Genomic DNA, 26,061 nt, shown 5'->3' with positions numbered 1-26,061 from the left:
TTGTCCTCTTTAGTATATTATGAAAGCAGGTATTCATTTCAATCCCCACTTTTTTAAAATTCTTCTCGCAGTAATCTCATTGATCTCGGTATGCCGCGGAACCTGCTCTGTATCATTGCCTCTTTTGTATGTATCATGATTTCCTCCATGTTCCTAAAAAATAAATCCGGCACTTTCGAGTTTCTTTATCAGATTACGTCTCTTCAAACTCGTACCCTCCTTATTTTTATAATACGCCCTTAAGGCGTATATGTCAATTGTTTTATACGTATTACAGGCGTATCAAAATTTACATATATTAATCACCGGACGCGCCACCTGCACCTCCTCGATGTACAATGCAAAAAGCCCACAAACTGTTGTCTTACAGTTCATGGGCTTTTCTTTATGTCTTAGATTATATTTAGTTCTGTCCTGCGATATGTCTTGCTACGTAGATACCACTTGCAGATGCGTGAGACAGGGAATGGGTAACTCCGCTTCCGTCTCCGATCACATACAGGCCTTTATAGCAGCTTTCGAGATTATCATCGATTTCAACCTCCATGTTGTAGAATTTTACTTCTACACCATACAGAAGGGTATCATCGTTTGCAGTTCCCGGCGCTACCTTATCAAGTGCATAAATCATTTCGATGATACCATCAAGAATACGCTTCGGAAGCACAAGACTTAAGTCTCCCGGTGTTGCAGTAAGGGTTGGTCTTACAAGACCTTCTTCTACTCGTTTAACAGTACTTCTGCGTCCACGTACAAGATCACCGAAACGCTGTACAATAACGCCGCCTCCAAGCATGTTGGAAAGCCTTGCGATACTTTCGCCATATCCGTTGCTGTCTTTGAACGGTTCTGAAAAATGTTTGGATACAAGAAGCGCGAAGTTGGTATTATCTGTCTTCTTCTCATCGCCTTCATAACTGTGACCGTTTACAGTAATGATTCCGTTTGTGTTCTCGTTTACAACAATTCCGTTCGGATTCATACAGAATGTACGGACATTATCTTCGAATTTCTCTGTGCGGTAAACGATCTTACTCTCGTAAAGCTCATCTGTCAGATGAGAGAAAATAACTGCCGGAAGCTCTACGCGGACACCGAGGTCCACACGGTTGGATTTGGTCGGGATCTTGAGATCCTTACAGACAGTTTCCATCCATTTGCTTCCGCTTCTTCCGACGGAAACGATACATTTCTTACATTCATAAGAATCCTTTTCGCAGATCACACGGTAGCCGTCTTCCAGAACTTCCAGCTTCTGTACCGGTGTGTCAAAATAAAAATCCACATGTTCTTTCATTGCATTATACAGATTTTCAAGAACAACATAATTGATATCTGTTCCGAGATGACGTACGGATGCATCCAGAAGATTCAGTTTATTCTGCAGACAGAGCTTCTTGAACTTAGTTCCTGCTGTAGAATAGAGCTTTGTTCCCTCTCCGCCATATTCCATATTGATATCGTCTACATATTTCATCAGTTCAATGGCTTCGTTTTTTCCGATATGCTCGTACAATGTTCCGCCAAAATCATTGGTGATATTATATTTTCCATCGGAGAATGCACCTGCGCCACCAAAGCCGCACATAATCGAACATCTCTTACAATTGATACAGTTTTTGATTTTTTTGCCGTCAATCGGACATTTTCTTTTTTCAAGAGAATATCCCTCTTCAAAAACAGCCACTTTGTAATCCGGTTTTTCTTTCATCAGCTCATATGCCGCAAAGATTCCTCCCGGGCCGGCACCAATAATGATCACATCATAGTTCATGCATCTTCCTCCTTGTGAGTATAGCTTTTTCCCATTTGTTTATATCCCTCATCCATTTGCATCAAGGCAACCCTGTTGCATAAAAAAAGCTGTCGCAGAAAGTATCATGACGAGTCCTGTCACTTCCATTCATTACGGCAGTTGGAAAAATGTTCAACATTTGTATTGTTAATCATAATCCTTACCTATATTACAGGATTCCTCAGTCTTTGTCAAGCGCTGTTTTTGTACGAAAGCCAGATGTTTTTCTGTAAAATACAAAAACACTGTCATTTTCAGACAGTGCTTTGTATCAGTTCAAAAGAAAAATAGCAAAATTCAAATATCCTGCAAAGGTCAGCCACACCAGATATGGGATCATCAGGTATCCTGCCTTCTCCGAAAGATGATAAAAGGCTTTTGTACAAAGATATACCAGATACCACAACAGCAACAGCCATGCAAACGAAAACAGATACCATCCCGCATTAAAGAAAAATACCGGCCACAGAAAGTTCACTGCAAGCTGTATTCCATACAGCGTCAATGCTTTTTTCTTCTCTTCCGATTCCGGCAGACGCGCGATCAGATAAGATGCTGTTCCCATCATTGCAAACAGTCCGGTCCACACTACCGGAAATACCCATCCCGGCGGAGCAAGCGGAGGCTGATTTAATTTTTCAAATGCATCCATGCTTCCCTGTGTCAGAAATCCGGAAACGGCCCCAACTCCAAGCGGCACTGCCAGACAGGTGAGCAGTGTTTTTGTTCTTTTCTTCAAAAAAATTCCTCCTGTTTTTCTCGACATTTCTAATGTCTATTTTATGAAAAACAGAAGGAATTATTCATTTTACACCTTTACATTTTATGTTTCTTTGCGTTAAAAAACGCTTTTGTTTCTTTTACTACGACTCCACTCAATACAAACAGTGCGATCATATTCGGAATTGCCATCAGACCATTGAAGATATCTGCGATGGTCCATACAGCACTTACTGTCATGTAAGGTCCGATAAATACTGCGAGAATGTATAACCAACGGTATACAATGATTTTTTTCTGGTGTCCGTTTGTCAGATATTCCAGACAACGTTCACTGTAGTAATCCCATCCGAGAATGGTGGTAAATGCAAAGAATACAAGACAGAGCATGAGTACAAATGCTGTAAATTTCGCCGGAAGCGGAAGTCCGTGCTGGAATGCATATGTAGTAACCTGTACACCTTCAATACCTTCTACCTGCCATGCGCCTGTCAGGACAATAGACAGACCTGTCATTGTACAGATAATGATCGTATCAATAAAAGTACCTGTCATACTTACCAGACCCTGGCGTACCGGCTCTTTTGTCTGAGCTGCTGCTGCTGCGATCGGTGCACTACCAAGACCTGCCTCGTTAGAGAAAATTCCTCGTGCGACACCTTTCTGCATTGCCACGATCATGGATCCAACCACACCACCTGTCACTGCGCTCGGGTTAAACGCTGCTTTTACAACAGTTACGATTGCTGCCGGGATCTCTGTAATGTTGCAGATGATCAGAGCAACACTGAGCGCAATATAGATTACTGCCATAAATGGTACAATAATCTGGCTGACTGTTGCAATTCGCTTCAAACCTCCGATCAGGATTGCTGCCACACAGAATGCAAGAATCAGAGAAGAAACAACAACAGCCACAGAATACTGTCCCAAAAACGGGATATTGATACAGTTTGTTTTATTTGGATCAAAGAAGTTCTGTACCGCACTGGAAATACCATTTACCTGACTGAAAGTACCGATACCAAAGAGACCAACACATACACCAAAGAATGCAAAGATCTTTGCAAGCCATTTCCATTTGCTTCCCATACCTTTTTCGATATAGTAGAATGGTCCGCCAAGGCTGTGTCCATCCTCGGCAACCACACGATACTTAACTGCCAGAAGACCTTCTGAATATTTCGTTGCCATTCCGAAGAATGCTGCTACGATCATCCAAAACAATGCTCCCGGACCTCCGGCACAGACTGCTGTTGCCACACCGACGATATTACCGGTACCGATCGTTGCACTCAGTGCTGTACATAAAGCTGCAAAACTGGAGATTTCTCCGTCTCCTTCTTCTTCATTCTTAAACATCCATTTCAGAGCCAGCGGAAGACGACGCACCTGAAGAAACCCAAGTCTGCTGGTAAGAAGGACACCACCGGCTATGATCAATACCATAAGCGGCACTCCCCAGACTTTGTCATCCACTGCAACTAAGAAATTGTTGATTGCTTCCCACATCTCAAAAAGTTCTCCTTACGTATGTATTTTTCAGCATCATAAACAAGGGGACTTCATAAAAAGAATCAATCTCTGATAAAAGGATAATAATAAGAATCTCTGAAACTCAGACTAAAAAAAGAACTGCTAAAAGAATAAACTTCCAGGATGTAATTATAAAAAAGCATCCTCTGTCCTTTTGCCTGAGAGATTCAAGACGCTTACGCGTCGCTTGCACCTTCGGCCCCTGTACTGAAACAGGTGTCTCCAGAGAAACGATCCATTTACAGTTTCTGTCCGATAACACGGATACCTGAGAGTTTTACTCCTTCGGTGGGCCCTGGCCTCTTTCCTGCAAACTTCTCCTCGTTATTGCTGTCACTGCGTTATACTATAGTGCTAAATCATTAAGATGTCAAGAGGGAAATTTTTTTCTTCCCTCTTGAAATTTTTTGTTAATTAAATGTATTTTATTTCGGGCTGACAATCTTTCCTGCCACCGCACATGCTGCCGCAGTCTTCGGAGATGCCAGATAAATTTCTACTTTGGATGTTCCCATACGGCCGAGGAAATTACGGTTATTTGTTGCCACAACGCGCTCTCCGTCTGTCAGTATACCACCTGCACGTCCACAGCACAGTCCGCATCCCGGATGTGTGATCATCGCCCCTGCCTCAACCAGAGTATCCAGAATACCCAGCTCGATTGCCTGTCTGTAGATCTTACGGCTTGCCGGTGTTACGATCAGTTTTACATAATCTGCAACTTTTTTGCCTTTCAGAACCTCCGCTGCTGCTGCAAGGTCTTCCAGACGTCCGTTTGTACAGGAACCGATAAATACCTGATCGATCTCAGTTCCTTCCAGTGTGCTGACATCACAGATCTTATCTACCTGAGACGGACATGCCATAACCGGAACCAGATCTTCTGCACGATAGGTCACAATATTAAGATATGTGGCATCCTCATCTCCGACAAGACTCTTCTGGAAATCGTTCAGCTCAATCTCGCAGTACTCTGCCGTCTTTTCATCAGGAGTAAAGAGCGCACATTTTGCGCCTGCCTCAATTGCCATGTTGGCAATTGTCATGCGGCTAGCCACAGACATATTCTTCACTGCACTTCCTGTAAATTCCAGTGCACGATATGTAGCCCCGTCCGCACCGAGATCCCCGATCAGACGCAGGATCACATCTTTTGACATGACATTTTCCGGAAGTTCTCCGTCGATCACAACTTTGATCGTTTCCGGAACTTTGATCCACATAGTCCCTGTTCCGAGGATACTTGCCATCTCGGTATAACCGATACCGGAAGAAAAAGCGCCGACACATCCATAAGTAGTCGTATGGCTGTCTGTACCAAATACGATATTGCCCGGTTTCACATAGCCGGCCTCTGTCATTAACTGATGGCAGATTCCGTCACTTCTATGCACGTTTTTCATGCCATATTTTTCTGCAAAAGCATCTCCTGTGTGGAAATGTCTGGTATCATCAAGCTGGCTTGCCGGAACAAGGTGGTCATAGATCAAGACTACTTTGTCCGGATCCCATAATTTCTGAAATCCCATTTCTTCAAATTTCTCTGCAACAAACGGAATAAAAATATCGTGGATCATCACTCTGTCGACATTGACGGTGACGATATCACCCGGTTTTACGGCATGACCCACATTGTTTCTGATAATCTTTTCAATAACTGTTTCGCCCATCTGATCTACCTCCTTAGTCCAGTCCGTTCAGTTTACGCATGGCTTTTACAAGTCCGCCTGCCTGAATGATGCTCATCAGATTCTCCGGCAGGGAAGCGATCGGGTACTGTTTTCCGTTGTAGTCCACATGCTCATTCATAACAACAGTCACAGAATCTCCTTCTTTGACATCTTTATGAAGATCCGGCTGTTCGATCAGAAGAAGACCGTTGTTGATAGAGTTTCTGAAGAAAATTCTGGCAAAAGATTTCGCGATGACACACTGGATTCCAAGCGCTTTGATGATCTCCGGTGCCTGCTCTCTGGATGAACCGCAGCCAAAGTTTTTGCCGGCAACAATGATGTCGCCTTTCTGGATCTGACCAGCCAGTTCCGGGCGAAGCGGGCTGAATCCATATTGTTTCATATCGTCGATTGTTTTGAGTGCCAGATACTCGGTCGGGATGATGATATCTGTATCGATGTCATCGCCAAGTACCCAGACTTTACCTGTAAACTTTTCCATAATCTATGTTCCCTCACTGAATATGTATTCGTTGTTTGTATTTCGTTCTTATATTCCTGCTTCTCAGATTTCAGACGGCAGCGCGATCTTTCCTGCGATTGCCGAAGCTGTAACAGTTGCTGCTGATCCGAGATATACTTTGGAGCTCGGATGTCCTGCACGTCCCTTGAAGTTACGTGTTCCGGTACTGATCAGCACTTCGTTTTCTCCGATCACTCCCTGGCAGCTTCCCCAGCATACACTGCAGTTCGGGTTCATAACGATTGCGCCGGCTTCCATAAAGATGTCAATCAGTCCTTCTTTTAATGCCTGACGGTAAATGGTCTGGCTTGCCGGAACAACAAGGAAACGTACTTTATCTGCTACTTTCTTTCCTTTGATAATCTCGGCACCCACACGCAGGTCCTCGATACGTCCATTGTTACAGGAACCAAGGAATGCTTCGTTGATCTCGATGCCACATGCTTCTTCTGCCGGAACAACATTGTCTACAAAATCCGGTCTGGCAACTACCGGACGGACTTTACTCAGATCAAATGTGTATTCTCTTACATATTTTGCATCCGGATCGCTGTGGAAAACGGCTTTTGGCTCACGTCCATGCTCTTTCAGATAATCCATGGCTTTCTCATCAGCTTCAAAGATACCGGTCTTTGCACCGGCTTCTACTGCCATGTTGCAAAGTGTCATACGGTCACTGATACTCAATGTCTTTGCACCTTCTCCGGTAAATTCCATTACCTGATAGTTACATCCGTTTGCACCAACTTCGCCGATGATCGTAAGGATCAGGTCACGTGCGGTCACACCTTTCGGAAGTTTTCCTGTCAGATTGAATTTTACAGATTCCGGAACAAGTACCCAGGAAGTACCTGTCACCATTCCATAGAGGAAGTCTGTACATCCGACACCTGTACCAAATGCACCGAGTGCACCGTAGGAACATGTATGGCTGTCTGCACCAAAGATCAGTTCGCCCGGACGCACATAATTTTCAATCATGACCTGATGGCAGACACCTTTACCTTCCCAGAAATCAATGTTGTTTGCTTTTGCAAAATCTCTCATTTTTTTCTGAGACGCTGCTGTTTTCGGGCAGTCAGACGGTACGTTATGGTCCACGATAAATACAAGTTTCTTTGTATCTGCAATGTGCGGATTTTTTAATTTATTGTTATACATATCAACAGTCAGATGTGTCGTTCCGTCGTTACTCATCAGACGGTCAAGCTGTACGGTATGGATATCTCCTGGCTTTACGCTCTCCACTCCGGCTGCCGCTGCAATAATTTTTTCTGCGATTGTCATTCCCATGGTTATTTCTCCTCCTTGTTCAGCGAAGCGATCAGACCGCCCTGATTCAGAATTCCCTGCATATATTCCGGGAGTTTTGTACAGGTATAAGTCCTGCCGTTTGCAACTGCTGTTCCGTCAGACATATGGAGTTCCATAGTATCTCCGGTTGCTACATTATCCGGAAGATCTTTACAGACAATTGCCGGAAGGCCGATATTGATTGCATTTCTGAAGAAAATTCTCGCAAAAGATTTTGCAATGACAGCCTGTACACCAAGTGCTTTCAGGACGCCCGGTGCCTGCTCTCTGGACGAACCGCAGCCAAAGTTTTCTCCGCCTACTACAAAATCTCCAGGTTTTACTTTCTTTGCAAAATCAGGATCTAATGATTCAAATGCGTGCCCTTTCATTTCATCCAGATTCGGCAGAAGCAAATACTGGGATGCAATGATCTGGTCTGTATCAAGGTCATTATGAAATTTAAAAATTGTTCCCTTTTCCATAATAAGAATTCCTTTCTATGTATAACTATTCATTTTCTCTCTATTTTACCACATAATATGTGAATAGAAAATGTATATTTATATGACTTTATGCTGTAACCACTTCCGGCTGTGAAATCTCCATGTAAAAATAATTCCACGAAGTGTCCAGTCTGCAAACATACCGATCCAGACACCCATCGGTCCGAATCCCATGACTCTGATCAGAAATACACAGAGACAAAATCTGCATGCCCACATCGTACAGCAGGAAACAATCATGGAAAATTTCACATCTCCCGCTGCACGAAGTCCATATCCAGGTATGAATGCCATGATCCATACAAGCGGCTTTACAATTGTGATCCACATCACCATATGAAAACACATATCTGCACTTTCTTTTTCCATACCACCAAGGATTGTGATTGGTTTTGTCAGTGCAAATACACCAAGACAGCTTATGATGATAATAACTTCTGCGATCACGCAGAGTTTTTTTATGTAATAGACTGCTTCATCCTGTCTTCCGGCACCAAGACACTGACCGACGATCGTCATCAGACCGACTCCGACTCCGATTGCTGCAATACCATTTAGATTTTCCAGGATATTTGTCATTGCCTGTGCTGCGATTGCGGTAGTTCCAAGCGTGGAAACTGTTGACTGAATTGCAAGCTTCCCAAGCTGAAACATACTGTTTTCGATGCCTGACGGAATACCGAGTCCGAGAATACGTCTGATCATACTCCAGTCCGGACGGATCTCGAAATAATCACGTACAACAATCTCCTGACCTTCTCTTTCTTTTCGAAGCTGGATTATAACGACAACTGCACAGAAAATACGGGAAATCAATGTAGAAAGCGCCGCACCTGCAACTCCCATATGAAATACCCAGATCATCACTGCATTTCCCGCAATATTCATGACATTGGAAATCATCGAAATGATCATCGGTCCTTTTGTATTATCCTGCGCCCTGAAAATAGAAGCTGCTGAATCATAAGCTGCGATGAACGGGAACGACAGAGCTGTATAGAAGAAATATGTTTCCGAAGCACGCATGACCGCCGGTTCTACCAATCCGAAGATCAGCCTCAGGAGTGGTTTCTGGAAAACAAGACAGATCAGACTCACCGCTACCGAAATAGCTGTTATGATAAACAACACCTGTCTTGCAGATTCGTTTGCTTTTTCTTTGTTTCTCTGTCCTATGTACTGTGCACAGATGATCGCACCGCCTGCCGCCAGTGCGGAGAATGCCTGAATGACGAGCACGTTGATCGAATCTACCAGCGATACCGCTGAGATTGCCGCCGAACCGACATTGCTTACCATCATGGTATCCGCAGTTCCCATGATTGAATTCAACAACTGTTCCAGCACGACCGGAATCAGAAGACTGCAGATCATGCGATTAGAAAACATATGCTGTTGCTGTTCCATTTTTCACTCAACTCCCCCCCATAATTCATTTCCAGACTTTACCGGCGGTCATGCCGCCTTTGACATTATGTTCCTTTCCGCAGGATAATGCAAGTTTTTATCAAAGAACATATTATGGGAGCAGTTCGTATGCAATACGCGGGCTTCCATCCGGGACATGTACGATGCCACAGCTTACAAAACCGTATTTTTCCAATACGTGCTGCATTACTTTGTTATCCGTATGTGTATCGATCCGAAGATGTGGCACTTGTGCGCTGCAGTAATCCATGACATGACCAAGGACACCCTGCACTGTTCCGTCGCTGGCTACACGATGCACGGCAGCATAAGGTTCCTCTGACTTCCAGCTTCCTTCTTCTATCTCCAGATAGGTCGGATCTTCTCCAATAATAAAGGCGAATACTGCATGAATGTCCGCTTCCTCCAGTACATACAGATTTCCCTGACAGATATCTCCCTCGATCAGAGCTTCCGGTTCGTCACCTTTCCCCCACTGTGAATGGTTGCCGTTTTTTCTCATAAACTGTCTTGCCATCTCGTAGATTTCCCGGATTCTCGGAAGATCCCGCGGTGTAGCTTTTCTTATTGTACAGGACATATATTTAACCTCGCTCTCTGTAAATTATAATAGTTTCTGTCCACTCCGTTCACAGCAACTTATAATGCTCCCTGTTTCCTGCTGTTATGACCATATCTCTGCTGCAGCATGGATAATTCTCCTGCAATTCAAACACATTTTCTTTACTTGTGTCTGTGATGATCAGATCTTCCAGTAACCATCTAACAAGTGCCATACGGTTTTCTGCTCCGTATGGCACTTATTTATAATTATTCTCTATTTTAATATGTAAAAAACGCAAGGATCATATACACCACGACCGACACAATACAATACAGCGAATTTGTCGTAGATACATATGCGCTTCCGTCTTCACGCTTAAGGAAAGTCTGCATACTAAACGTAGCCGGTGCGGACATATAGGTGATCACTGCCAGGTCCAGTAATTTATTACTTCCGATAAAACTATGTACCGCCAGAAGGACACACACAATCATAACTGCCTGCAGCACAATACGCATCACGATCGTCCGAACACACGGTCCAAAAAGTTCCGGTGTCAGTTCCATGCTGAAACCTACTACGATCAGAATGATTGCTGTCAAAGCTGTAGTCAGAATACTCTCGACGCTTGCATAAATTCCGCCTGCCGGGCCTGCAAGCAGAAGTTTGATCACGCCTGTCAATCCCGCAATGATTCCCAGAACACTTGCGATAAATGCCGGTGTTTTTACTGCGCTTACTGCAAGATTCTTTACATTGATCTTCTCGCCGTTCTCGGTCTGGCCAAGCATTCCCATATAAATACTGAATCCAAAAAGCAGTCCCGCAATATCAAGAACTGCGATCTGCGACAGGTTCTCCTGTCCGCAGAGACTTGTGTACAGGGGATATGCCATCGAGCCACCCTCATACACACTGACCATAAATGGCAGATACTTGCGGTAATTTTCTGTCATAAGTGGCTTCATAAGAAATCCGATACCAAAAGATACAACCAACATGATGAACATGATTCCAACCAGCTTTGCTGTTTCTGCTCCATAATCCGATGTCGCCAGTGCATGAAAGATTGCCACAGGAAGCATGATGTTTGTAACCAGCGCTTTCATGTTGTCGATGCCGTTCTTATTCAGCAATTTCCATTTCCGGCATAAAATACCAAGAATGATCATCACCAGTACCGGTGATATTATTTCCAGAACTTTCATCTTTTTCCTCTCCCTTAAATCATCCGTCCTACACACCACTCTAAATAACTTTAAATGTTTTACGCCTGCCCTGCTTACCAAACAGCTCTGTAAAAGTAAACGCAACCATCTTATATATTATGTATCAAAGCAAACAAAATCACAAGATATTTTGTCTGCTTGTTTTTGTTTCCAGTACATAAAAAAGACCCAAAAGCTTATATCTGCTCTGAAACAGAGTGTTCATAAGACTTTCCGGGCCTTTAATAGTTAAATAAAAAGATAAATCTGAGCTTTACAGATTATTTACCTGCAGCCTGAGCTGCAACTTCTGCTGCAAAGTCATCCTGACGTTTTTCGATACCATCACCTGTCTCGTAACGAACGAAACCTTTGATTGTGATCTTAGCGCCGTTTGCTTTTGCAACTTCTTCTACGTATTTGCCAACAGACTGTTTTCCGTCTTCTGCTTTAACGTATACCTGGTCAAGAAGGCAGATTTCTTTGAGTTCTTTCTTGATACGTCCAGTGATCATACCCTGAATAACCTTTTCCGGTTTCTGGGATTCTTTCGGATCGTTCTGAATCTGAGCAAGAAGGATTTCTTTTTCATGCTCGATGTATTCTGCACTTACTTCGCTGTCGCTTGTGTACTGCGGTTTCAGAGCTGCGATCTGCATTGCTACGTTTCTAGCCATTTCTTTAACTGCATCGTTAACAACATCTGTCTCAACGTCTACAAGAACGCCGATTTTCCCACCCATATGTGTATAGGAAGCAACGAAACCATTGTCTTCTTTCACCTGAGCGAATCTTCTGATGTTCATGTTCTCGCCGATAACTGCAACCTGAGCTGCAAGAGCTTCTTTTACAGTCTTAGTTGTATCAAGTGCCCATGGCTCTGCAAGGAAAGCATCGATATCTGCTGCGGAAGTAGTAAGTGCCTGTGCTGCAACATCTGCAACATAGCCCTGGAATTTTTCGTTTTTAGCAACGAAGTCTGTCTCTGAGTTAACTTCTACAACAACTGCGCTCTTAGCGTCATCAGCAACGAGTGTCTTGCAAAGACCTTCTGCTGCAACACGGCCTGCTTTCTTCTGAGCTGTAGCAAGACCTTTTTCACGCAGGAATTCTACTGCTTTGTCCATATCGCCTTCTGTAGCTGTAAGAGCTTTCTTACAATCCATCATTCCGGCACCAGTCATTTCTCTTAATTCTTTTACCTGAGCTGCTGTAATAGCCATTGTATTCTCCTCCTGGAATTAAATCAATTATTCCTCTGTAGCTTCTTCAACTTCTGCTTCTTCAGCTTCAGTTGTTCCCTGATTTGCTTCGATAACAGCATCTGCCATTTTGGAAACGATCAGTTTTACGGCACGGATAGCATCATCGTTACCCGGGATTACATAATCAAGTTCTTCCGGATCACAGTTTGTATCGCAGATACCGATAAGCGGAATACCTAATGTATGAGCTTCCTGAACGCAGATTCTTTCTTTCTTAGGATCAACGATGAAGATTGCGTCCGGAAGACGTTTCATCTCTTTGATACCGCCAAGGTTTTTCTGCAGTTTAGCAAGTTCTTTTCTTAATTCAATAACTTCTTTCTTTGGAAGTACTTCGAAAGTTCCGTCAGCTTCCATAGCTTCGATCTGTTTCAGTCTTGCAATACGGCTCTGGATTGTCTTGAAGTTTGTAAGCATACCACCAAGCCATCTTTCGTTTACATAGAACTGTCCGCAACGCTCTGCTTCTGCTTTGATAGCATCCTGAGCCTGTTTCTTAGTTCCAACGAAAAGGATGTTTCCGCCATTAGCTACGATGTCAGCTACTGCATTGTAAGCATCGTCTACCATACCTACAGACTGCTGAAGGTCGATGATGTAGATACCGTTTCTTTCTGTGTAGATGTACGGAGCCATTTTAGGGTTCCATCTTCTTGTCTGATGTCCGAAATGAACACCTGCTTCCAAAAGCTGTTTCATTGAAATAACGCTCATGTTTGTTCTCCTTTTTGGTTAAATTCTTCCGTACAGATCATTTTCTATCCGGACCCAACCTCACACCGTAAGGGCACCATCCATCGGAATCTCTGTACGTGACTTTTTATTTGTGCGTCAGTGCGCACATTGCAACTTCTAGAGTATAGCATAGGAAAACCCTCCGTGTAAAGAGGGTTTTCGCAGTTTTCGGTATATTTTTGCTGGATTTTACCATGTTCACGCACGATGCCGTTCACATATTACCTCGCAGACCAGAGCAACGGTCTGACGAACTAATCGGTAACTCCGACCATGCATTCTTTCAGGATAACCTTCAAGAATGGGTCTCCGTAACAGCTGTATTTCGTCAGTACCTAAAGGCGCTCTGTAAATGTCTGCTACGACAATACTGTAACTGCATCATACTGATACCGGCAAAATGCAATTAAAAACACAGCAAACACATTTAGTGGCGATAACGCTATCCCTTCAACCGTAAAAGTTCTTCCTCAGTCAGGAGACGGCACTCACCTTTCTTGAGATTGTCGGGGAGGGTAAGCGGACCCATGGAGATTCTCTTGAGGTAGATGACTGGGTTTCCGACTGCTGCCATCATCCTCTTGACCTGATGAAACTTGCCTTCGTGAATTGTCAGATGCAATTCTGTATACACTTCCGGCAGATTTTCTATGCGCACACGACCAGATTGCGAATCACCGGCACCTTCCCAGCTCCCGCCAACGATTTCAACCTTCGCTGGCATCGTCATTTTTTCTTCCCCGATATCCACACCAGTTTCGAGATTATGAATGTTTTCCACCGTAAGCATTCCCTCCACGCGGACAAAATATGTTTTATCCACATGTTTTCCCGGTGCAAGCAATTCATGAGCCAGCATCCCGTCATCTGTAATAAGAAGTAAGCCTTCTGTATCTTTATCCAGACGTCCTACCGGAAACAGCCCTTTGCGGTCAGATGGAACATATTCCATAACTGTCCGGTCATTACGATCCTCTGTAGCACTGACGCAACCGGCCGGTTTATTCAGAAGATAATAAACAAATTCCGGCGCCGCACCAACCGTTTCCCCCGAAAGCACAACCACATCCTTCTCCGGATCGACTTTAATCTCCGGTTTTTTCGCCGGTACACCGTTCACCTGAACCTGCCCTTTCTGTATGATTTTTTTTACTTCACTTCTGGTTCCCTTTCCCGCATCTGCGAGAAACTTATCCAGCCTGACTGCTTTTGCCATGTCTTACTCCTTACTCTTATCCAACAGTACTATCCAGATATATTTCTGAAGGTGCATCTGCCCCTCCGATAATTGCCTGTGTTGCCACATCTTCCTCATCATCTGTATACACTGTTTCTTCTTTTGTCACCGGTTCATCCACCTGCATACTACTCTGTGTGATTCCCAGCTCTGTAATCTTTTCTTTTACGAAATCAGGAAGTTTTTCTGTCTTCAGTCCATATGTATTCACAGCCCCGCCTTTATCTGTAAGCACTGATACATAAATATTCTGATAGATTTCTGAATCTTTATCAACATATCCATTGTATCTTATGGTCAATGCCTCTTTTAAAGCTTTTATTTCTTCCGGCTTCTCATAAGTCACATCTTCCTGCTGTCCATCATCATCATTAAAATAGTTCAGCATGATCTTTTCAATATCCAGATCTTCTACCGTCAGAGGATAACCTGTTTCCTTAAGAATTGCAAGAGTATTTTTAAATGAAGGATAAATACCGACTATCCAGTTCGCATACTGTACATTTGCATTGGTATTACCTGGTATCATATTATTCACACTCTGTTTGCCAGGAAACTGATAAGCAAAATCCATTTTTACCTCAGGTGCCTGCATAAAATCTTCTGCTGTTGCAGCATCGACATCCTTCTTCATTGCTTCAAGGAGCTGTTTCATTTTATCAGAATCATTCTGGAAGATACTGTATCCATTTCCGCTTGCATCATTCAATCCAATATTTTTCAGATATTTCTGATCAAGATTAAGAAAACCAAATTTCTGTTCTTTCAGATTTTCTTCCTCATATAATCCTTTTACAAGAGCACTTAAGTTCTCCGTCCCTATCCAGTATTTTCGGTAGATCTCTTTTCCTGATTTAAGTGTATATTTTATAATTGAATAATATGTATAATCGCCATCAATCACCTCACCTTTGGGATTGCTGGAAACGATATCCTGAAGAGCCTTATAAGTCTGATCACCTATACCATTTTTACCGACAAATGCCATAGCCGGTTCTGCCCAGTTATTTGCATCTGTTATTTCATATTCTCCATCTTTGGTCTTTTGGACATTCTCATAGTAATCCTGGTCAAAAGACATCATGTTGAGATTCATGGATGCAATATCTTCCTGTTTTGGAATATAGCTGTCAAAATGCAGCAGGTCTTTCTGGAAAATAAGTGCACAAACTGCTACAAGTGCCCCTGCAATTACCAGCTGTAACTTTTTCGTAAAAAAGCCCTGGAAACTCATCTGATATATCGTTTCTGATAAGCCATGTATTATGACTGTTCCAAGTATCATTCCGAAAATCCACCAAAGGATTCTGACTTTTCCGGTAGTAAGAGAATAGAATATCCAGCCGACTGCAAGACCGCCCGGAACCACGACCATAAATCTCACTACGATTGAAATCCACGAATAAACCATAGATTTTCCGGCTGATTCTGATGGCCGTTTCTTATATGCAGTCCATGCCAGGACTCCAAATATAACACCAAGAATAATGACTGCTGCAAGTAATTTTCCTGTCTTTCCTTCCGCATAATCACTGACCATACTGAGAATCAGCGTTCCCGGAGATGCCATATGTAAAAGCGCATTAAACTGGTATTCCGGGAAGAAGGTCTGCCAAAATGACTGTCCATAGGCTACAAGAATCAGATTCAATACAATACCATACAAGTACATTCCACCCAGACAAAGAATACCCATCAGCATATTTCCCGTCACACTGATTACCAGCACAATACTGAAATAGATCACCAGGTAGATGATGATATGCAGGAAGAACATTTTCACAGCCATTCCCATAATACTCAAGCTGAAAAAGCCTCGTGCTGCACCAATGCAGATCATCAGAAATTCTGCAATGATATATGGTATCAGATAATATACCAGACCTGAAAACACTCTTTCCAGAAACATTTCTGTTCTTTTCATCGGAAGCCCATGATAATAGTCTGTTTTTTTGCCAGAATACAGATAAATAAATCCGTTCACACTGTTTATGAAAGCTGCTATTGATGAAATAATCATACCCGACAGCACAAAACCATCTTTCCACAAATTATTATACAAAATCTGATTTTGTAAAGCTGAATATTGTAGATCACTCCATGAACTCAATTTCACCATACCAGTCACCGGAAATGCCAGTAAAAAACCAAGTGCTATAAATGCCGGCATCCATAACTGTCCTTTGGAAATTGTCTTTAAATATTTAGAAGAAAATATTCTGGATCTCATAGCCAGCCACCTCCGTTTCACTGATAAATATTTCTTCCAGAGTCAGTGGAAGCACTTCACAGAAAAGTGGATTCTTTTCCTGAATTTTTGCCATGATCTCTGCCCTTGTGCCTCTTGCTGTGATCATTATAAGTGAGCCCTGATGATCCACTTTCAACACATCAAGTTCTTTTTTTAGCGCGTCTTCCTGCTTCTTATCAGTAAATACACACTGCATCTTGTGAATATGGAATTTCATATCTTCCAGATTTCTGCTCAGAAGCATACCTCCCTTATATAAAAGGCCCACATGATCACAGATATCTTCCAGTTCTCTTAAATTGTGCGACGCAAGAACCGGTGAAAAATCTCTGCTCATGATCTCAGCGGCAAAAAGGCTTTTTACTCCCTGACGTACCACTGGATCCAATCCGTCAAATGTCTCATCACAGAGAAGATATTTCGTTCCCGCACAGATGCCAAGCAGCGTCATCAATTGTTTCTTCATGCCCTTTGAAAAGGTACTGATCTTCTGACTTTCATCAAGCAGAAACTGTCGCATCAGTTTCGAGAAGCGTTGATGTTCAAATCCCGGATAATACAGACGGTAAAATGAAGCCATATCCGCTGCGGTATAGTTTGCAGGAAAATAACAGTCATCTGAAATATAAAAAATCTGCTTTTTTGCTTCCTCATTATCGAAGACCTGAAGATCATCGATCCTTATCTCTCCTTCATCCGGTTTCAATATCCCGGCTGCCATCCGAAGAAGTGTACTCTTTCCTGCGCCATTACTTCCAACCAGCCCGAACACTTCTCTTTCTTCGATATCCAGCGAAACTTTGCTGACTGCCTGTAGTGCCCCAAAAGACTTGCTGCATTCTTTTATCTCTATCATCTCTGTTCCTCCTCACAACTCTTTCGAACCAGCGAAAGCATCTCTTCTTCCGCAACTCCCGTCTGTAGTCCCTTTTTTACCAATTCCAGAAATTCCTTTCGAAAATCTTCCCTGCTCTTTTCCTGTATCCGTGTGGTCTCCGCAACAAAATTGCCTTTTCCCCTGACAGGATAGATCAGCCCCTCCTGCTCCAGCGTCATATATGCTCTCTGAATCGTATTGGGGTTGATGGACAGTTCCATTGCAAGCTGACGCACAGAAGGAAGTCTGGATCCGGCAGGCAATGCTCCCTGATAGATCAACGTTCGAAATCGCTCTGTAATTTGTTCATAAATCGGACGCCTGTCCTGATAATCCAAAATGATCATTTCCCTTCCTTTCCACTTTGTATGTGATTTGCGTGTGTATAGTGTATTAATTATTTTAGTACACTTAGACTATCATATTTTCCTCCACCATGCAATCAAGTATCTGTAAAATAAATATAAAATAAATATAAAATAATTCTAAACTCAAAAATATTGCAAAGTACTTTTATGTAAAGCAAAAAGCTCCCAGGTTTCTTTTAACCTGAAAGCTTTTCTTCTGTAGATTTCTGTTCATTTTTATTTCAAAACAAAATTCAGCTTTTATATAAGCATTTACAAAACCCTTTTTGTCCGTCCTTTCGCCCTTGCCTGAAAATAGGGAACCCCATAAACCAAAATGAGTATCAGTGCAAACAGCATGATCAGAATATACATTGGATTTTTCTGCAGCATCCAGCTCACAAGGTCCGGAGATACAAGTGACCAGATATTTGCTCCCATATGCAAAAGTACGCTGCTCCACAGACAACCACTGATTTCCAGAAAATATGCAAAAAACATTCCGAGAAGTCCTGCATAAACCGCCTGCGCCAGATTTCCGTGATAAATCCCAAAGATAAGACCTGAAATTACCATAGCAGCTCCCATTCTCACGTAGTCTCTGAGCCGCAGATAAATCAGCCAGCGAAATACTATCTCTTCTGCCAGCGGAGCAATAACTCCCATGCTGAGAATCAAAAACCACATACTTTTCCCGGAAGTCATCTGGTCCATTGTTTCCTGATATTCCTGATAATTCAGTACCGACTGTAACAGTCCCACAAACATATTTGCATACTGTGAAAAAGCAGCCCCCATTCCAAGAAACAGAATCATTTCCGGCAGATCAAGTTTCCATGGCTTCTGTGCCAGAACAAGCCCGCCATTTCTCCGTGCTATCCGGTCTTTGCTGTAAAACCACAGACATGGGAGCATGGAAAGTATCCCTGTCAGCCCGGTAAGAAAAATTGCCTGTTCATAATACTCATCAATCCCCCCTCCGGAACGCCTGATCAGCCAGAGCGCAGCGTACCCTACAATCTGTGAAATCAGGAAATGAATTCCACATGGATAAGCTACTCTCCAGACCTGCCTGATCCGCGGCTGTCTGCGTTGGGGGCTTATGCGAAAAAATCCAGTAATTCATCTGCGGAAGCTACTGTCTGCAACGGATCCGCCTCTTTAAGTTCTTCCTTTGTCCCATATCCATAAGAAACTGCCACGCATTCCAGTCCGGACTCACGCGCGCCCAGCACATCATGTTCTTTGTCTCCGACCATGATCACCCGCTCCCGGTGTTTTTTCATTCCGAGACGCTCCAGCGCTTCTTCAATTACTTCGGTCTTGTTGGTTCTGGTGCCATCCATCTGACTTCCCACAATTTCATCAAAATATTCCGTCAGATGAAAATGATCCAAAATCTGCTTCACATAATACTCCGGTTTCGAGGAGGCAACTGCCAGAATATATTTCTTGCGTTTTAATTCCTGAAGCATATTCTCCACGCCCGGATATGGTTTATTCTCAAATATCCCCACATTTGAATAACGTTCACGGTAGTATTTCACTGCCTTCACTGCAGTTTCTTCATCCAGTCCTGCATATTTCATAAACTGTTCCATCAATGGCGGGCCGATAAATACTTCCAGTTTCTTCTGATCCTCTTCCGGTTTTCCGAGTTTTTCCAGTGCATACTGCACGCATTTTGTAATTCCTTCCCCGGATTCCGTCAGTGTCCCGTCCAGATCAAATAAAATCGCTTTATACATGGTTCCTCCAATTTTCGTGTCCAAAAATCATCCTGTTTTCTTATGCACGTCAAAAAACATTATACGACAGTATAGCATTCTTTTTGATTTCCGTCCACGATAAATCTGACGGAACCATCGCTGCCAGCTCTATCAGATTTTCATTATCCTCCTGTAGCTGCACAATACAAATATTTCCTGAATCCGTTGTCCGGGATATTTCCTGACCATTCATTCGGAGAGATATGACAGCAGCCACCACTCTGTGGTTCAGCTTAATTTCCATTTTCTCTCTTCCCCGCACAGTTTCCTTCCAGTAAAACAGCTTCATCTTTTTCAGGCATTCCGTCGGAGGAATCCGATATTCTTCATGAAACTCGGTCACTTTATTGACTTCGGATTCCGGAACTTCGGTAGGCACAGGTGTCGGTATAGCTGTGGGTGTTATCATCGGAGATAGTGTGGGAACCGGCGTGTCAGTCGGTACTTCTGCCACCGCCTGATTATTAATTTCTGCGCTTCCGGTATATGCCTGTCCATATCCGTCCGTATCCATCGAATCTAAACTTCCTGCCTGTATCTGATCTGTCTTCACACTGCCACCTGTACCTGCCTGATTCATCACTTCTGTATTTGCCGCATTTGCCCGGTTCTCCGTCCCGGCCGGCTCTTCCTGCCTGCTTTCAGTTTCCCATTCAGACGATTCTTCCCATCCTGTATCCCCTGTTTCTCCATAAGTATCCCCGCTTTCACTGTCCCTACCGCTCGATGTCCCGTTCTCCGCCGCACTTCCGGTCTCAGTCTCATCCCAGTCTGACCAGTCATCCACATCATCGACACCCGTCGTCACATCAAATCCACCAAGTTCCATCGCATACACGCCGGAACTTATGCTGTTAAGGACCAGAAGTATTCCTGCCAATAACAGGAAGAATTTCTTTTTTCCATTTTTTCCACTCATCAGAATGCGCCCCTTCCTTTTGTGCACTTTTTTCTGAAATGTTATTCTGCCATTGCCGATAAACAGCACGGCTTTCCTGATATCGTGCCTGTCTGCACAGGAACCTTCCATATTCCAGATATCCTCTTTCATACTCAGGTTCATATGTCAACAACTGACGATAATACAATTCCGCACGGTCTGCATGATCCGCCAGCTCCCCGTTATATGCCAGTAATTCAAGAATCCGAATCTGGTCCTCCGGATTATGGTATTGCTTTAATAATCTCTGAAATCCGGCTTCTGCCTGCGCATACACCCTTGCCTGAAGTACAGGATTCCCTGACTGATACGCAAATCCATAATATTCCTTTGTAAGCACCGTCAGTACCTTCGAAAGTTCCGGTAATGTTTTCTGCATATGAACTCCACTGCTCACCACAACCGCCAGTATCAGGACAGCCGCCGCCAAAGGCGCAAGAGCAGAACGGAGTCTTAGCTTCAAAGGATGGATATTATTAAGAAACTCTCTTGCTTCTGCCGCATTCTTCCAGCGTTTTCCTGCTTCTAGGCGACAGCATTTAAAGATAAACTTTCCGAAATACGGGCATCGCAAAATATATCTCCATTTCCCTCTTCCGCACAGACATTCCAGCGTCTTACCAAGACAGTAAAAATCACTCGTCTGATCAAGACCCCCACGATACTGCTCCGGAGCTGCAAAACCTCTTGTCCCCTTACATTCTGTCCTGTAACTATGCCGCTGATATTCAAAAACAGCACTGCCAAAATCCACCAGATACAGCGTACCTGCCGATGTCATCATCAGATTATCCGGCTTCAGATCACCATAAAAAACGGCCGGTTTTCTTGAATGAAGATAATCCAATACATTTAGTACTGTATCTCCGATCTGCAAAACTTCTTCCAGTGAAAACACTTTGCCCTCTTTTAACAGCTGCGCAAGCGATTTTCCCTGAATATACTCCATAATGATATAGCAAAATCCTTCTCGCTCTGCATAGTCGATCATCTTTGGCAGTACCGGATGTTCCAGAAGGCGTAAAAGTCCCGCCTCCCGCCGATTCGAGATCGGAAGTTCTTTTACAGCGCGAAAAATCCCCAGTTCCAGATCTCGTGCCAGATACATCCGTCCTTCGCCACCGCTTCCTATCTGGTCAACAATACAGTATCTGCCTTTTAAAATGATTCCTGTCAATTCGATAGAAATCGCTCCTCCCGCATTTTATTCTCGTTCTCTTTTGTGGATATCCGTCGGAGAACACCGACAGTGAAATCAGAGATTCATAGATTTATAAATCATATTATAGCACAAACTGTACTTTTTATTTCTAAAAAAAGTATAAAAAATCCTCCACATGCGTAAACACATGGAGGATATCTGTTTGACTTATTTTATTTGCAATAATAATCCTACATACGATCCGGTGCGGAGAAGCCAAGAAGATCGATGCTTGTTTCAAGGATATCTTTGGTCAGTCCGAGGAGTTTCAGGAAAGATTCTTTCTGAGCCTGATCTTCCTCGCTGAGAATCTTTGTTTCATGATAGAAACTATTGAATGCATTGGATACTTCATAAATGTATGCACAAATCTTGTGCGGTGCTTTTTCTTCGAATGCATTTTCGATGGTGCTTCCGAATTTGGTAAGCTCCAGCATCAGATTTTTCTGGCTTGCATTTACTGCCGGAAGGATTTCACCTGCATCCAGATTGCCGCCTTCTTCTTTGTAACGGTTCAGAATAGATTTTATACGCACGATCGTATAGAGAATATACGGACCGGTATTTCCCTCAAAAGAAGTAAATCTGTCAATATCAAATACATAATCCTTTGTAGCCTGGTTGGAAAGATCTCCGTATTTGATTGCAGAAAGTCCTACGATTTCTGCTGTCTCTTTTGCATCCTGATCTTTGACACTGCGGTTCTCCACGATCTTATGGAACATTTCCTCATCGATATCTGCAATGAGGTTTTCCAGACGCATAACACCGCCATCTCTTGTCTTAAACGGTTTGCCGTCTTTGCCATTCATGGTACCGAACCCAAGGAAAGAAAGCTCTGTCTCCGGTTTTACAAGACCGGTCTTTCTTGCACAGCGAAATACCTGAATAAAATGCAGTTCCTGACGTTTATCTACTACATAAAGGATCTCATCCGGATCAAAAAGTTTTACACGTTCTACGATTGTCGCAAGGTCAGTCGTCGTATAAAGGGAAGCTCCGTCAGATTTCAGAAGCATGCACGGAGGAATCTCTTTTGTGTCACTTTCTTCTTTTACATCAACAACCAGTGCGCCCTGATCTTCATAAGCAAATCCCTGATCTTTCATCTGCTGCACCATGTCCGGAATATACGGCTGTGCATCAGATTCTTTCTTCCAGAGGTCAAAGGATACATTCAGATTGTTGTAGTTTCTCTTAAGGTCTGTCACGGAAACCTGCATAATGTGGTTCCACAGTGCCATATATCCACGTTTGCCCTGCTGAAGCTGATGCGTTGCCTCAAGAGCTTCATTACGGTACTCTTCGTCTACTTTCGATTTGCCGCTTGCGCATGGATAGATTTCTTCCAGCTCGCTGATGGTAAACGGTGCTTCTTCCGGGTATTCTCCCTCAAAACTGTCATCAAAATATACAAGTTCCGGTTTGCGGTGTTTCAGCTCAGTAATGATCAGTCCCATCTGGAGCCCCCAGTCACCAAGATGTACATCACCAATTACTTTATGTCCCACAAAACGTCCGATACGTTTGATACTCTCGCCGATGATCGCGGAACGAAGATGTCCTACATGAAGTGGTTTTGCAACATTCGGTCCGCCGTAGTCGATGATGATCGTCTTTGGCTGCTCTGCTGTATTTACAGAGTATTTCGGATCTGCTGCCATCTTACAAAGATATTCAGCAAGAAATTCTTCTTTTACACGTAAATTGATAAATCCGGGTTTTACAACCTCTGCTACAGAAAAAATATTGCTGTCTTTCAGAAAAGCAACCACATCATCTGCAATCATAAACGGGGCTTTCTTATACGCTTTTGCACCAGCCATTGCTCCATTGCACTGATATTCGCAAAGATCCGGTCTGTTGGAAACCGTCACCTTGCCGTATTCCGGATCATATCCGGCTTTTTCAAAAGCAGAAGCAAGTTCCTCTGCCATTAATTCCATAAGCTTTTTCATTTTATTCGCGACTCCTTATTTATACTGTAACTTTTTTGGAGCATGCAACCGCAAGCGCTCCATGACCAATATGGCAGGCTACACTGAGTGACAGCGGATCCATGTGGATGTCCATTCCCGGGAATGCCGCCTCTACTTCTTTTTTGAATTCTTCGGCTTCTTCTTTATTACCTGCATAAGCAATCTGCAGACACATCTCGCCGGATTCCACATACTTCTTAAAGCGTGTGTTCCAGTCTTCCTGCATTGCCTTCATCATAATTCTCTTTGCCTGCTTTTTGCCACGGACTTTTGCGTAAGCATCCAGCTTTTCTCCCTGAATCTGAAGAACCGGTTTCAGATTCAGTACTGTACCGATTGCCGCTGCAGCCGGTGTGATTCTTCCACCCTTTTTCAGATATTTCAGTGTTTCAAGTGTAATATAGATGCTGGATTCCATTTTTTCTTCTTCAAGTTTTGCCTTGATCTCTGCAGCAGATTTACCGGCATCACGAAGTACCAGTGCATCCAGTACTGACTGGCGCTGCGTAACAGAAATTCGCTGGTTATTGACTACCTCAACCTTACCGTCATAGTCACGTGCAAGCATCGTCGCTGTGTCACATGACGCACTCAGTCCGCTTGACATCGGGATATGAACAACTTCATCATATTCTTTCAGAAGATTGTCCCATAATCCACATACCTCTGCCGGACTTGGCTGAGAAGTGGAAATCGTCTCGTCGTTTTTCAGGCGCTCATAAAACGCTTCCTGTGAAAGGGTTATTCCTTCCAGATACATCACATCATTAATATAAAAAGGCATCGGCAGGACAGAAACACCGAGTTCTCTGCCCTCATCCTGAGTAATGCCACTGTTACTGTCTGTTACAATTGCAATTTTTCCCATACTGCATCTCCCTATGTATTTTTTCATTTATCAGATATACATATCCGAAATATTGCATACTGTTTTTAGTTTATCATACATCCAACAGTAACTCAAATAAAAATTTATTCGCTTCTCAAAGCATCGATTGGATTCAGATCTGCTGCTTTTACAGATGGCAGTAATCCAAAAACAACACCGATCAGCATGGAAAACAGTACAGAACCAATGATTGCAGGAATGCTGATTGCTGTCGGAGCTCCTGAAAGCTGGGATACAACCTTTGACAATATAATACCCACAACCACTCCTATGATTCCCCCAATACTTGTCAGCATGGCCGCTTCTGTCAGAAACTGGTACAAGATCACTTTCTTTCTTGCACCGATAGCTTTCTTCAGGCCGATCTCACTGGTTCGTTCCGTAACAGAAACAAGCATGATATTCATAACTCCGATGCCACCTACCAGAAGTGAAATACTGGCGATCCAGATCAGCTGTGTATTGGTACTCTCACTGAGTTTCTGCATATTACGTACCTGCTGCATAATGTCATCTGCTTTGTATTTGTACTTCGAGGAATTCGTATCGATTCCCTGATTCATCACATCTGCTGCCGCACTTCCCACAGAACTCATATTGTCTGTGGAATCTGCCTTTACTACTGCATTCTCCGGTTCATCAAACTGGAACGCCATCGGCCAGCATTTATTTGGGATCATGACCGTTCCCATGATCATCTGATAATATTCATTAAACTCATCGATCGTCTTGATATTCGGCTGGTAATTATCGCTCTGCTGCACAACACCGATAACCGTAAACGGTTCGGAACCGATTTCAATGGTCTTGCCGACAGGATTCTCTCCTGAAAACAGATTATCCGCCGCATTGCTGTCTACAAGTGCAACTTTGCGCATATTGTCATAATCTTTTTGCACAAATCCTCTGCCGGACTGCACCATATATCCGCAGGTGCTCAGATATTTGGCATCAATTCCATATATACTTCCGCCCTGAAAACTTGTGTTCTCATAATATACACTGCTGGAATAAGTACGGCTGTAAAAAAATGTTGCATTCTGCACATGATCAAGGTTTTTGATATCTTCTTTTTGCTGATCAGAAAGAAGTGGCGGTGCAGTGCCATCTGTCATTCCATACTCCGGATCATACTCACTGTCACCATAATTCAGACTGACAGAAACTGTGTTGTTTCCGGCTCCGATCAGGTCTTCTTTAATCTGTTCGCTCGTTCCCTTGATTGTCGAAACAATTGCAATAATTGATGCGATACCGATAATGATTCCAAGCATTGTCAGAAAGGATCGCATTTTATGGGACCAGATGCCCTGAATCGATATTCTCATATTTTCAAGCATAAAAT

The 26,061-nt window shown here is 43.2% G+C and carries 24 protein-coding genes and 2 riboswitches; all 24 genes read right to left on the bottom strand.

Annotated elements, in window-relative coordinates; translation table 11 throughout:
• Window positions 1-403: 403 nt before the first annotated feature.
• Entirely contained in the window at window positions 404-1,774 is a 1,371-nt protein-coding gene (locus H8Z79_RS12315) for an NAD(P)/FAD-dependent oxidoreductase (protein WP_118040330.1), read from the bottom strand.
• A gap of 292 nt (window positions 1,775-2,066) precedes the next feature.
• Window positions 2,067-2,534: a TspO/MBR family protein gene (locus H8Z79_RS12310; protein WP_225876985.1), complete on the bottom strand. Its 468-nt coding sequence runs from the start codon at window positions 2,532-2,534 to the stop codon at window positions 2,067-2,069.
• Between the two features lie 77 nt (window positions 2,535-2,611).
• The gene (locus tag H8Z79_RS12305; protein WP_118040326.1) at window positions 2,612-4,027 is read right to left on the bottom strand and encodes an alanine/glycine:cation symporter family protein; all 1,416 of its coding nucleotides are present in this window, start codon (window positions 4,025-4,027) and stop codon (window positions 2,612-2,614) included.
• A gap of 160 nt (window positions 4,028-4,187) precedes the next feature.
• Window positions 4,188-4,287, bottom strand: a riboswitch (glycine riboswitch).
• Window positions 4,288-4,289: 2 nt separating this feature from the next.
• Window positions 4,290-4,372, bottom strand: a riboswitch (glycine riboswitch).
• Between the two features lie 104 nt (window positions 4,373-4,476).
• Window positions 4,477-5,721: a 3-isopropylmalate dehydratase large subunit gene (locus tag H8Z79_RS12300; protein WP_118040324.1), complete on the bottom strand. Its 1,245-nt coding sequence runs from the start codon at window positions 5,719-5,721 to the stop codon at window positions 4,477-4,479.
• A 13-nt stretch (window positions 5,722-5,734) separates the two neighbouring features.
• Window positions 5,735-6,226, bottom strand: coding sequence for a LeuD/DmdB family oxidoreductase small subunit (locus H8Z79_RS12295; protein ID WP_118040322.1), 492 nt, complete (start codon window positions 6,224-6,226; stop codon window positions 5,735-5,737).
• A gap of 63 nt (window positions 6,227-6,289) precedes the next feature.
• Window positions 6,290-7,540 (bottom strand): 3-isopropylmalate dehydratase large subunit, encoded by a 1,251-nt coding sequence (locus tag H8Z79_RS12290; protein ID WP_118040320.1) that lies wholly within the window; start codon window positions 7,538-7,540, stop codon window positions 6,290-6,292.
• A gap of 2 nt (window positions 7,541-7,542) precedes the next feature.
• Entirely contained in the window at window positions 7,543-8,025 is a 483-nt protein-coding gene (locus tag H8Z79_RS12285; protein ID WP_118040318.1) for a LeuD/DmdB family oxidoreductase small subunit, read from the bottom strand.
• Between the two features lie 78 nt (window positions 8,026-8,103).
• The gene (locus tag H8Z79_RS12280) at window positions 8,104-9,453 is read right to left on the bottom strand and encodes an MATE family efflux transporter (RefSeq protein ID WP_118040316.1); all 1,350 of its coding nucleotides are present in this window, start codon (window positions 9,451-9,453) and stop codon (window positions 8,104-8,106) included.
• A gap of 112 nt (window positions 9,454-9,565) precedes the next feature.
• The gene (locus H8Z79_RS12275; RefSeq protein WP_015541320.1) at window positions 9,566-10,054 is read right to left on the bottom strand and encodes a hypothetical protein; all 489 of its coding nucleotides are present in this window, start codon (window positions 10,052-10,054) and stop codon (window positions 9,566-9,568) included.
• A 49-nt stretch (window positions 10,055-10,103) separates the two neighbouring features.
• A complete protein-coding gene (locus H8Z79_RS12270; protein ID WP_015541319.1) occupies window positions 10,104-10,250 on the bottom strand; it encodes a hypothetical protein in 147 nt (48 codons plus the stop codon).
• A gap of 46 nt (window positions 10,251-10,296) precedes the next feature.
• Window positions 10,297-11,226: an AEC family transporter gene (locus H8Z79_RS12265; RefSeq protein ID WP_118040314.1), complete on the bottom strand. Its 930-nt coding sequence runs from the start codon at window positions 11,224-11,226 to the stop codon at window positions 10,297-10,299.
• A gap of 281 nt (window positions 11,227-11,507) precedes the next feature.
• Entirely contained in the window at window positions 11,508-12,449 is a 942-nt protein-coding gene (gene tsf / locus H8Z79_RS12260) for a translation elongation factor Ts (protein ID WP_118040312.1), read from the bottom strand.
• A gap of 27 nt (window positions 12,450-12,476) precedes the next feature.
• Window positions 12,477-13,205 (bottom strand): 30S ribosomal protein S2, encoded by a 729-nt coding sequence (rpsB, locus tag H8Z79_RS12255; protein WP_015541316.1) that lies wholly within the window; start codon window positions 13,203-13,205, stop codon window positions 12,477-12,479.
• 463 nt (window positions 13,206-13,668) lie between these two features.
• A complete protein-coding gene (locus tag H8Z79_RS12250; RefSeq protein ID WP_118040310.1) occupies window positions 13,669-14,442 on the bottom strand; it encodes a pseudouridine synthase in 774 nt (257 codons plus the stop codon).
• 16 nt (window positions 14,443-14,458) lie between these two features.
• Complete coding sequence (locus H8Z79_RS12245; RefSeq protein ID WP_118040308.1) at window positions 14,459-16,693, bottom strand: DUF6449 domain-containing protein; 2,235 nt, start codon at window positions 16,691-16,693, stop codon at window positions 14,459-14,461.
• The gene (locus H8Z79_RS12240; protein WP_015541313.1) at window positions 16,668-17,570 is read right to left on the bottom strand and encodes an ABC transporter ATP-binding protein; all 903 of its coding nucleotides are present in this window, start codon (window positions 17,568-17,570) and stop codon (window positions 16,668-16,670) included. Before H8Z79_RS12240 ends, H8Z79_RS12245 begins: the two co-directional genes overlap by 26 nt.
• A complete protein-coding gene (locus H8Z79_RS12235; protein WP_015541312.1) occupies window positions 17,567-17,938 on the bottom strand; it encodes a GntR family transcriptional regulator in 372 nt (123 codons plus the stop codon). The genes H8Z79_RS12240 and H8Z79_RS12235 overlap by 4 nt, the downstream gene beginning before the upstream one ends.
• A gap of 273 nt (window positions 17,939-18,211) precedes the next feature.
• Window positions 18,212-18,853 (bottom strand): CPBP family intramembrane glutamic endopeptidase, encoded by a 642-nt coding sequence (locus H8Z79_RS12230; protein WP_015541311.1) that lies wholly within the window; start codon window positions 18,851-18,853, stop codon window positions 18,212-18,214.
• Window positions 18,854-19,038: 185 nt separating this feature from the next.
• Complete coding sequence (locus H8Z79_RS12225; RefSeq protein WP_118040306.1) at window positions 19,039-19,686, bottom strand: HAD-IA family hydrolase; 648 nt, start codon at window positions 19,684-19,686, stop codon at window positions 19,039-19,041.
• Between the two features lie 49 nt (window positions 19,687-19,735).
• Window positions 19,736-20,626 carry a hypothetical protein gene (locus tag H8Z79_RS12220; protein ID WP_182279244.1) on the bottom strand — a complete coding sequence of 297 codons (891 nt, stop codon included), beginning with the start codon at window positions 20,624-20,626 and terminating at the stop codon, window positions 19,736-19,738.
• A complete protein-coding gene (locus tag H8Z79_RS12215) occupies window positions 20,562-21,824 on the bottom strand; it encodes a serine/threonine protein kinase (RefSeq protein WP_118040300.1) in 1,263 nt (420 codons plus the stop codon). The genes H8Z79_RS12220 and H8Z79_RS12215 overlap by 65 nt, the downstream gene beginning before the upstream one ends.
• A gap of 215 nt (window positions 21,825-22,039) precedes the next feature.
• Window positions 22,040-23,806 (bottom strand): arginine--tRNA ligase, encoded by a 1,767-nt coding sequence (gene argS, locus H8Z79_RS12210; protein ID WP_015541308.1) that lies wholly within the window; start codon window positions 23,804-23,806, stop codon window positions 22,040-22,042.
• 19 nt (window positions 23,807-23,825) lie between these two features.
• Complete coding sequence (locus H8Z79_RS12205) at window positions 23,826-24,695, bottom strand: DegV family protein (protein ID WP_118040298.1); 870 nt, start codon at window positions 24,693-24,695, stop codon at window positions 23,826-23,828.
• 104 nt (window positions 24,696-24,799) lie between these two features.
• The gene (locus tag H8Z79_RS12200; protein WP_015541306.1) at window positions 24,800-26,056 is read right to left on the bottom strand and encodes an ABC transporter permease; all 1,257 of its coding nucleotides are present in this window, start codon (window positions 26,054-26,056) and stop codon (window positions 24,800-24,802) included.
• Between the last annotated feature and the right edge of the window lie 5 nt (window positions 26,057-26,061).

It is taken from the genome of Blautia intestinalis (assembly GCF_014297355.1).
GTDB lineage: Bacteria > Bacillota > Clostridia > Lachnospirales > Lachnospiraceae > Blautia_A > Blautia_A intestinalis.
The sequence above is the reverse complement of the archived record's forward strand: the minus strand, read 5'-3'. Positions and strand labels throughout refer to the sequence as shown.

Excerpts from the sequence above, each read along its gene's own strand:
- H8Z79_RS12225 (WP_118040306.1), bottom strand. The coding sequence starts at position 19,686 with ATGTATAAAGCGATTTTATTTGATCTGGACGGGACACTGACGGAATCC.
- H8Z79_RS12205 (WP_118040298.1), bottom strand. The coding sequence starts at position 24,695 with ATGGGAAAAATTGCAATTGTAACAGACAGTAACAGTGGCATTACTCAG.
- H8Z79_RS12240 (WP_015541313.1), bottom strand. The coding sequence starts at position 17,570 with ATGATAGAGATAAAAGAATGCAGCAAGTCTTTTGGGGCACTACAGGCA.
- H8Z79_RS12280 (WP_118040316.1), bottom strand. The coding sequence starts at position 9,453 with ATGGAACAGCAACAGCATATGTTTTCTAATCGCATGATCTGCAGTCTT.
- H8Z79_RS12275 (WP_015541320.1), bottom strand. The coding sequence starts at position 10,054 with ATGTCCTGTACAATAAGAAAAGCTACACCGCGGGATCTTCCGAGAATC.
- rpsB (WP_015541316.1), bottom strand. The coding sequence starts at position 13,205 with ATGAGCGTTATTTCAATGAAACAGCTTTTGGAAGCAGGTGTTCATTTC.
- tsf (WP_118040312.1), bottom strand. The coding sequence starts at position 12,449 with ATGGCTATTACAGCAGCTCAGGTAAAAGAATTAAGAGAAATGACTGGT.
- H8Z79_RS12305 (WP_118040326.1), bottom strand. The coding sequence starts at position 4,027 with ATGTGGGAAGCAATCAACAATTTCTTAGTTGCAGTGGATGACAAAGTC.
- H8Z79_RS12200 (WP_015541306.1), bottom strand. The coding sequence starts at position 26,056 with ATGCTTGAAAATATGAGAATATCGATTCAGGGCATCTGGTCCCATAAA.
- H8Z79_RS12220 (WP_182279244.1), bottom strand. The coding sequence starts at position 20,626 with ATGAGTGGAAAAAATGGAAAAAAGAAATTCTTCCTGTTATTGGCAGGA.
- H8Z79_RS12295 (WP_118040322.1), bottom strand. The coding sequence starts at position 6,226 with ATGGAAAAGTTTACAGGTAAAGTCTGGGTACTTGGCGATGACATCGAT.
- H8Z79_RS12315 (WP_118040330.1), bottom strand. The coding sequence starts at position 1,774 with ATGAACTATGATGTGATCATTATTGGTGCCGGCCCGGGAGGAATCTTT.
- H8Z79_RS12290 (WP_118040320.1), bottom strand. The coding sequence starts at position 7,540 with ATGGGAATGACAATCGCAGAAAAAATTATTGCAGCGGCAGCCGGAGTG.
- argS (WP_015541308.1), bottom strand. The coding sequence starts at position 23,806 with ATGAAAAAGCTTATGGAATTAATGGCAGAGGAACTTGCTTCTGCTTTT.
- H8Z79_RS12250 (WP_118040310.1), bottom strand. The coding sequence starts at position 14,442 with ATGGCAAAAGCAGTCAGGCTGGATAAGTTTCTCGCAGATGCGGGAAAG.
- H8Z79_RS12245 (WP_118040308.1), bottom strand. The coding sequence starts at position 16,693 with ATGAGATCCAGAATATTTTCTTCTAAATATTTAAAGACAATTTCCAAA.
- H8Z79_RS12270 (WP_015541319.1), bottom strand. The coding sequence starts at position 10,250 with ATGGCACTTGTTAGATGGTTACTGGAAGATCTGATCATCACAGACACA.
- H8Z79_RS12285 (WP_118040318.1), bottom strand. The coding sequence starts at position 8,025 with ATGGAAAAGGGAACAATTTTTAAATTTCATAATGACCTTGATACAGAC.
- H8Z79_RS12230 (WP_015541311.1), bottom strand. The coding sequence starts at position 18,853 with ATGCTCCCATGTCTGTGGTTTTACAGCAAAGACCGGATAGCACGGAGA.
- H8Z79_RS12300 (WP_118040324.1), bottom strand. The coding sequence starts at position 5,721 with ATGGGCGAAACAGTTATTGAAAAGATTATCAGAAACAATGTGGGTCAT.
- H8Z79_RS12235 (WP_015541312.1), bottom strand. The coding sequence starts at position 17,938 with ATGATCATTTTGGATTATCAGGACAGGCGTCCGATTTATGAACAAATT.
- H8Z79_RS12265 (WP_118040314.1), bottom strand. The coding sequence starts at position 11,226 with ATGAAAGTTCTGGAAATAATATCACCGGTACTGGTGATGATCATTCTT.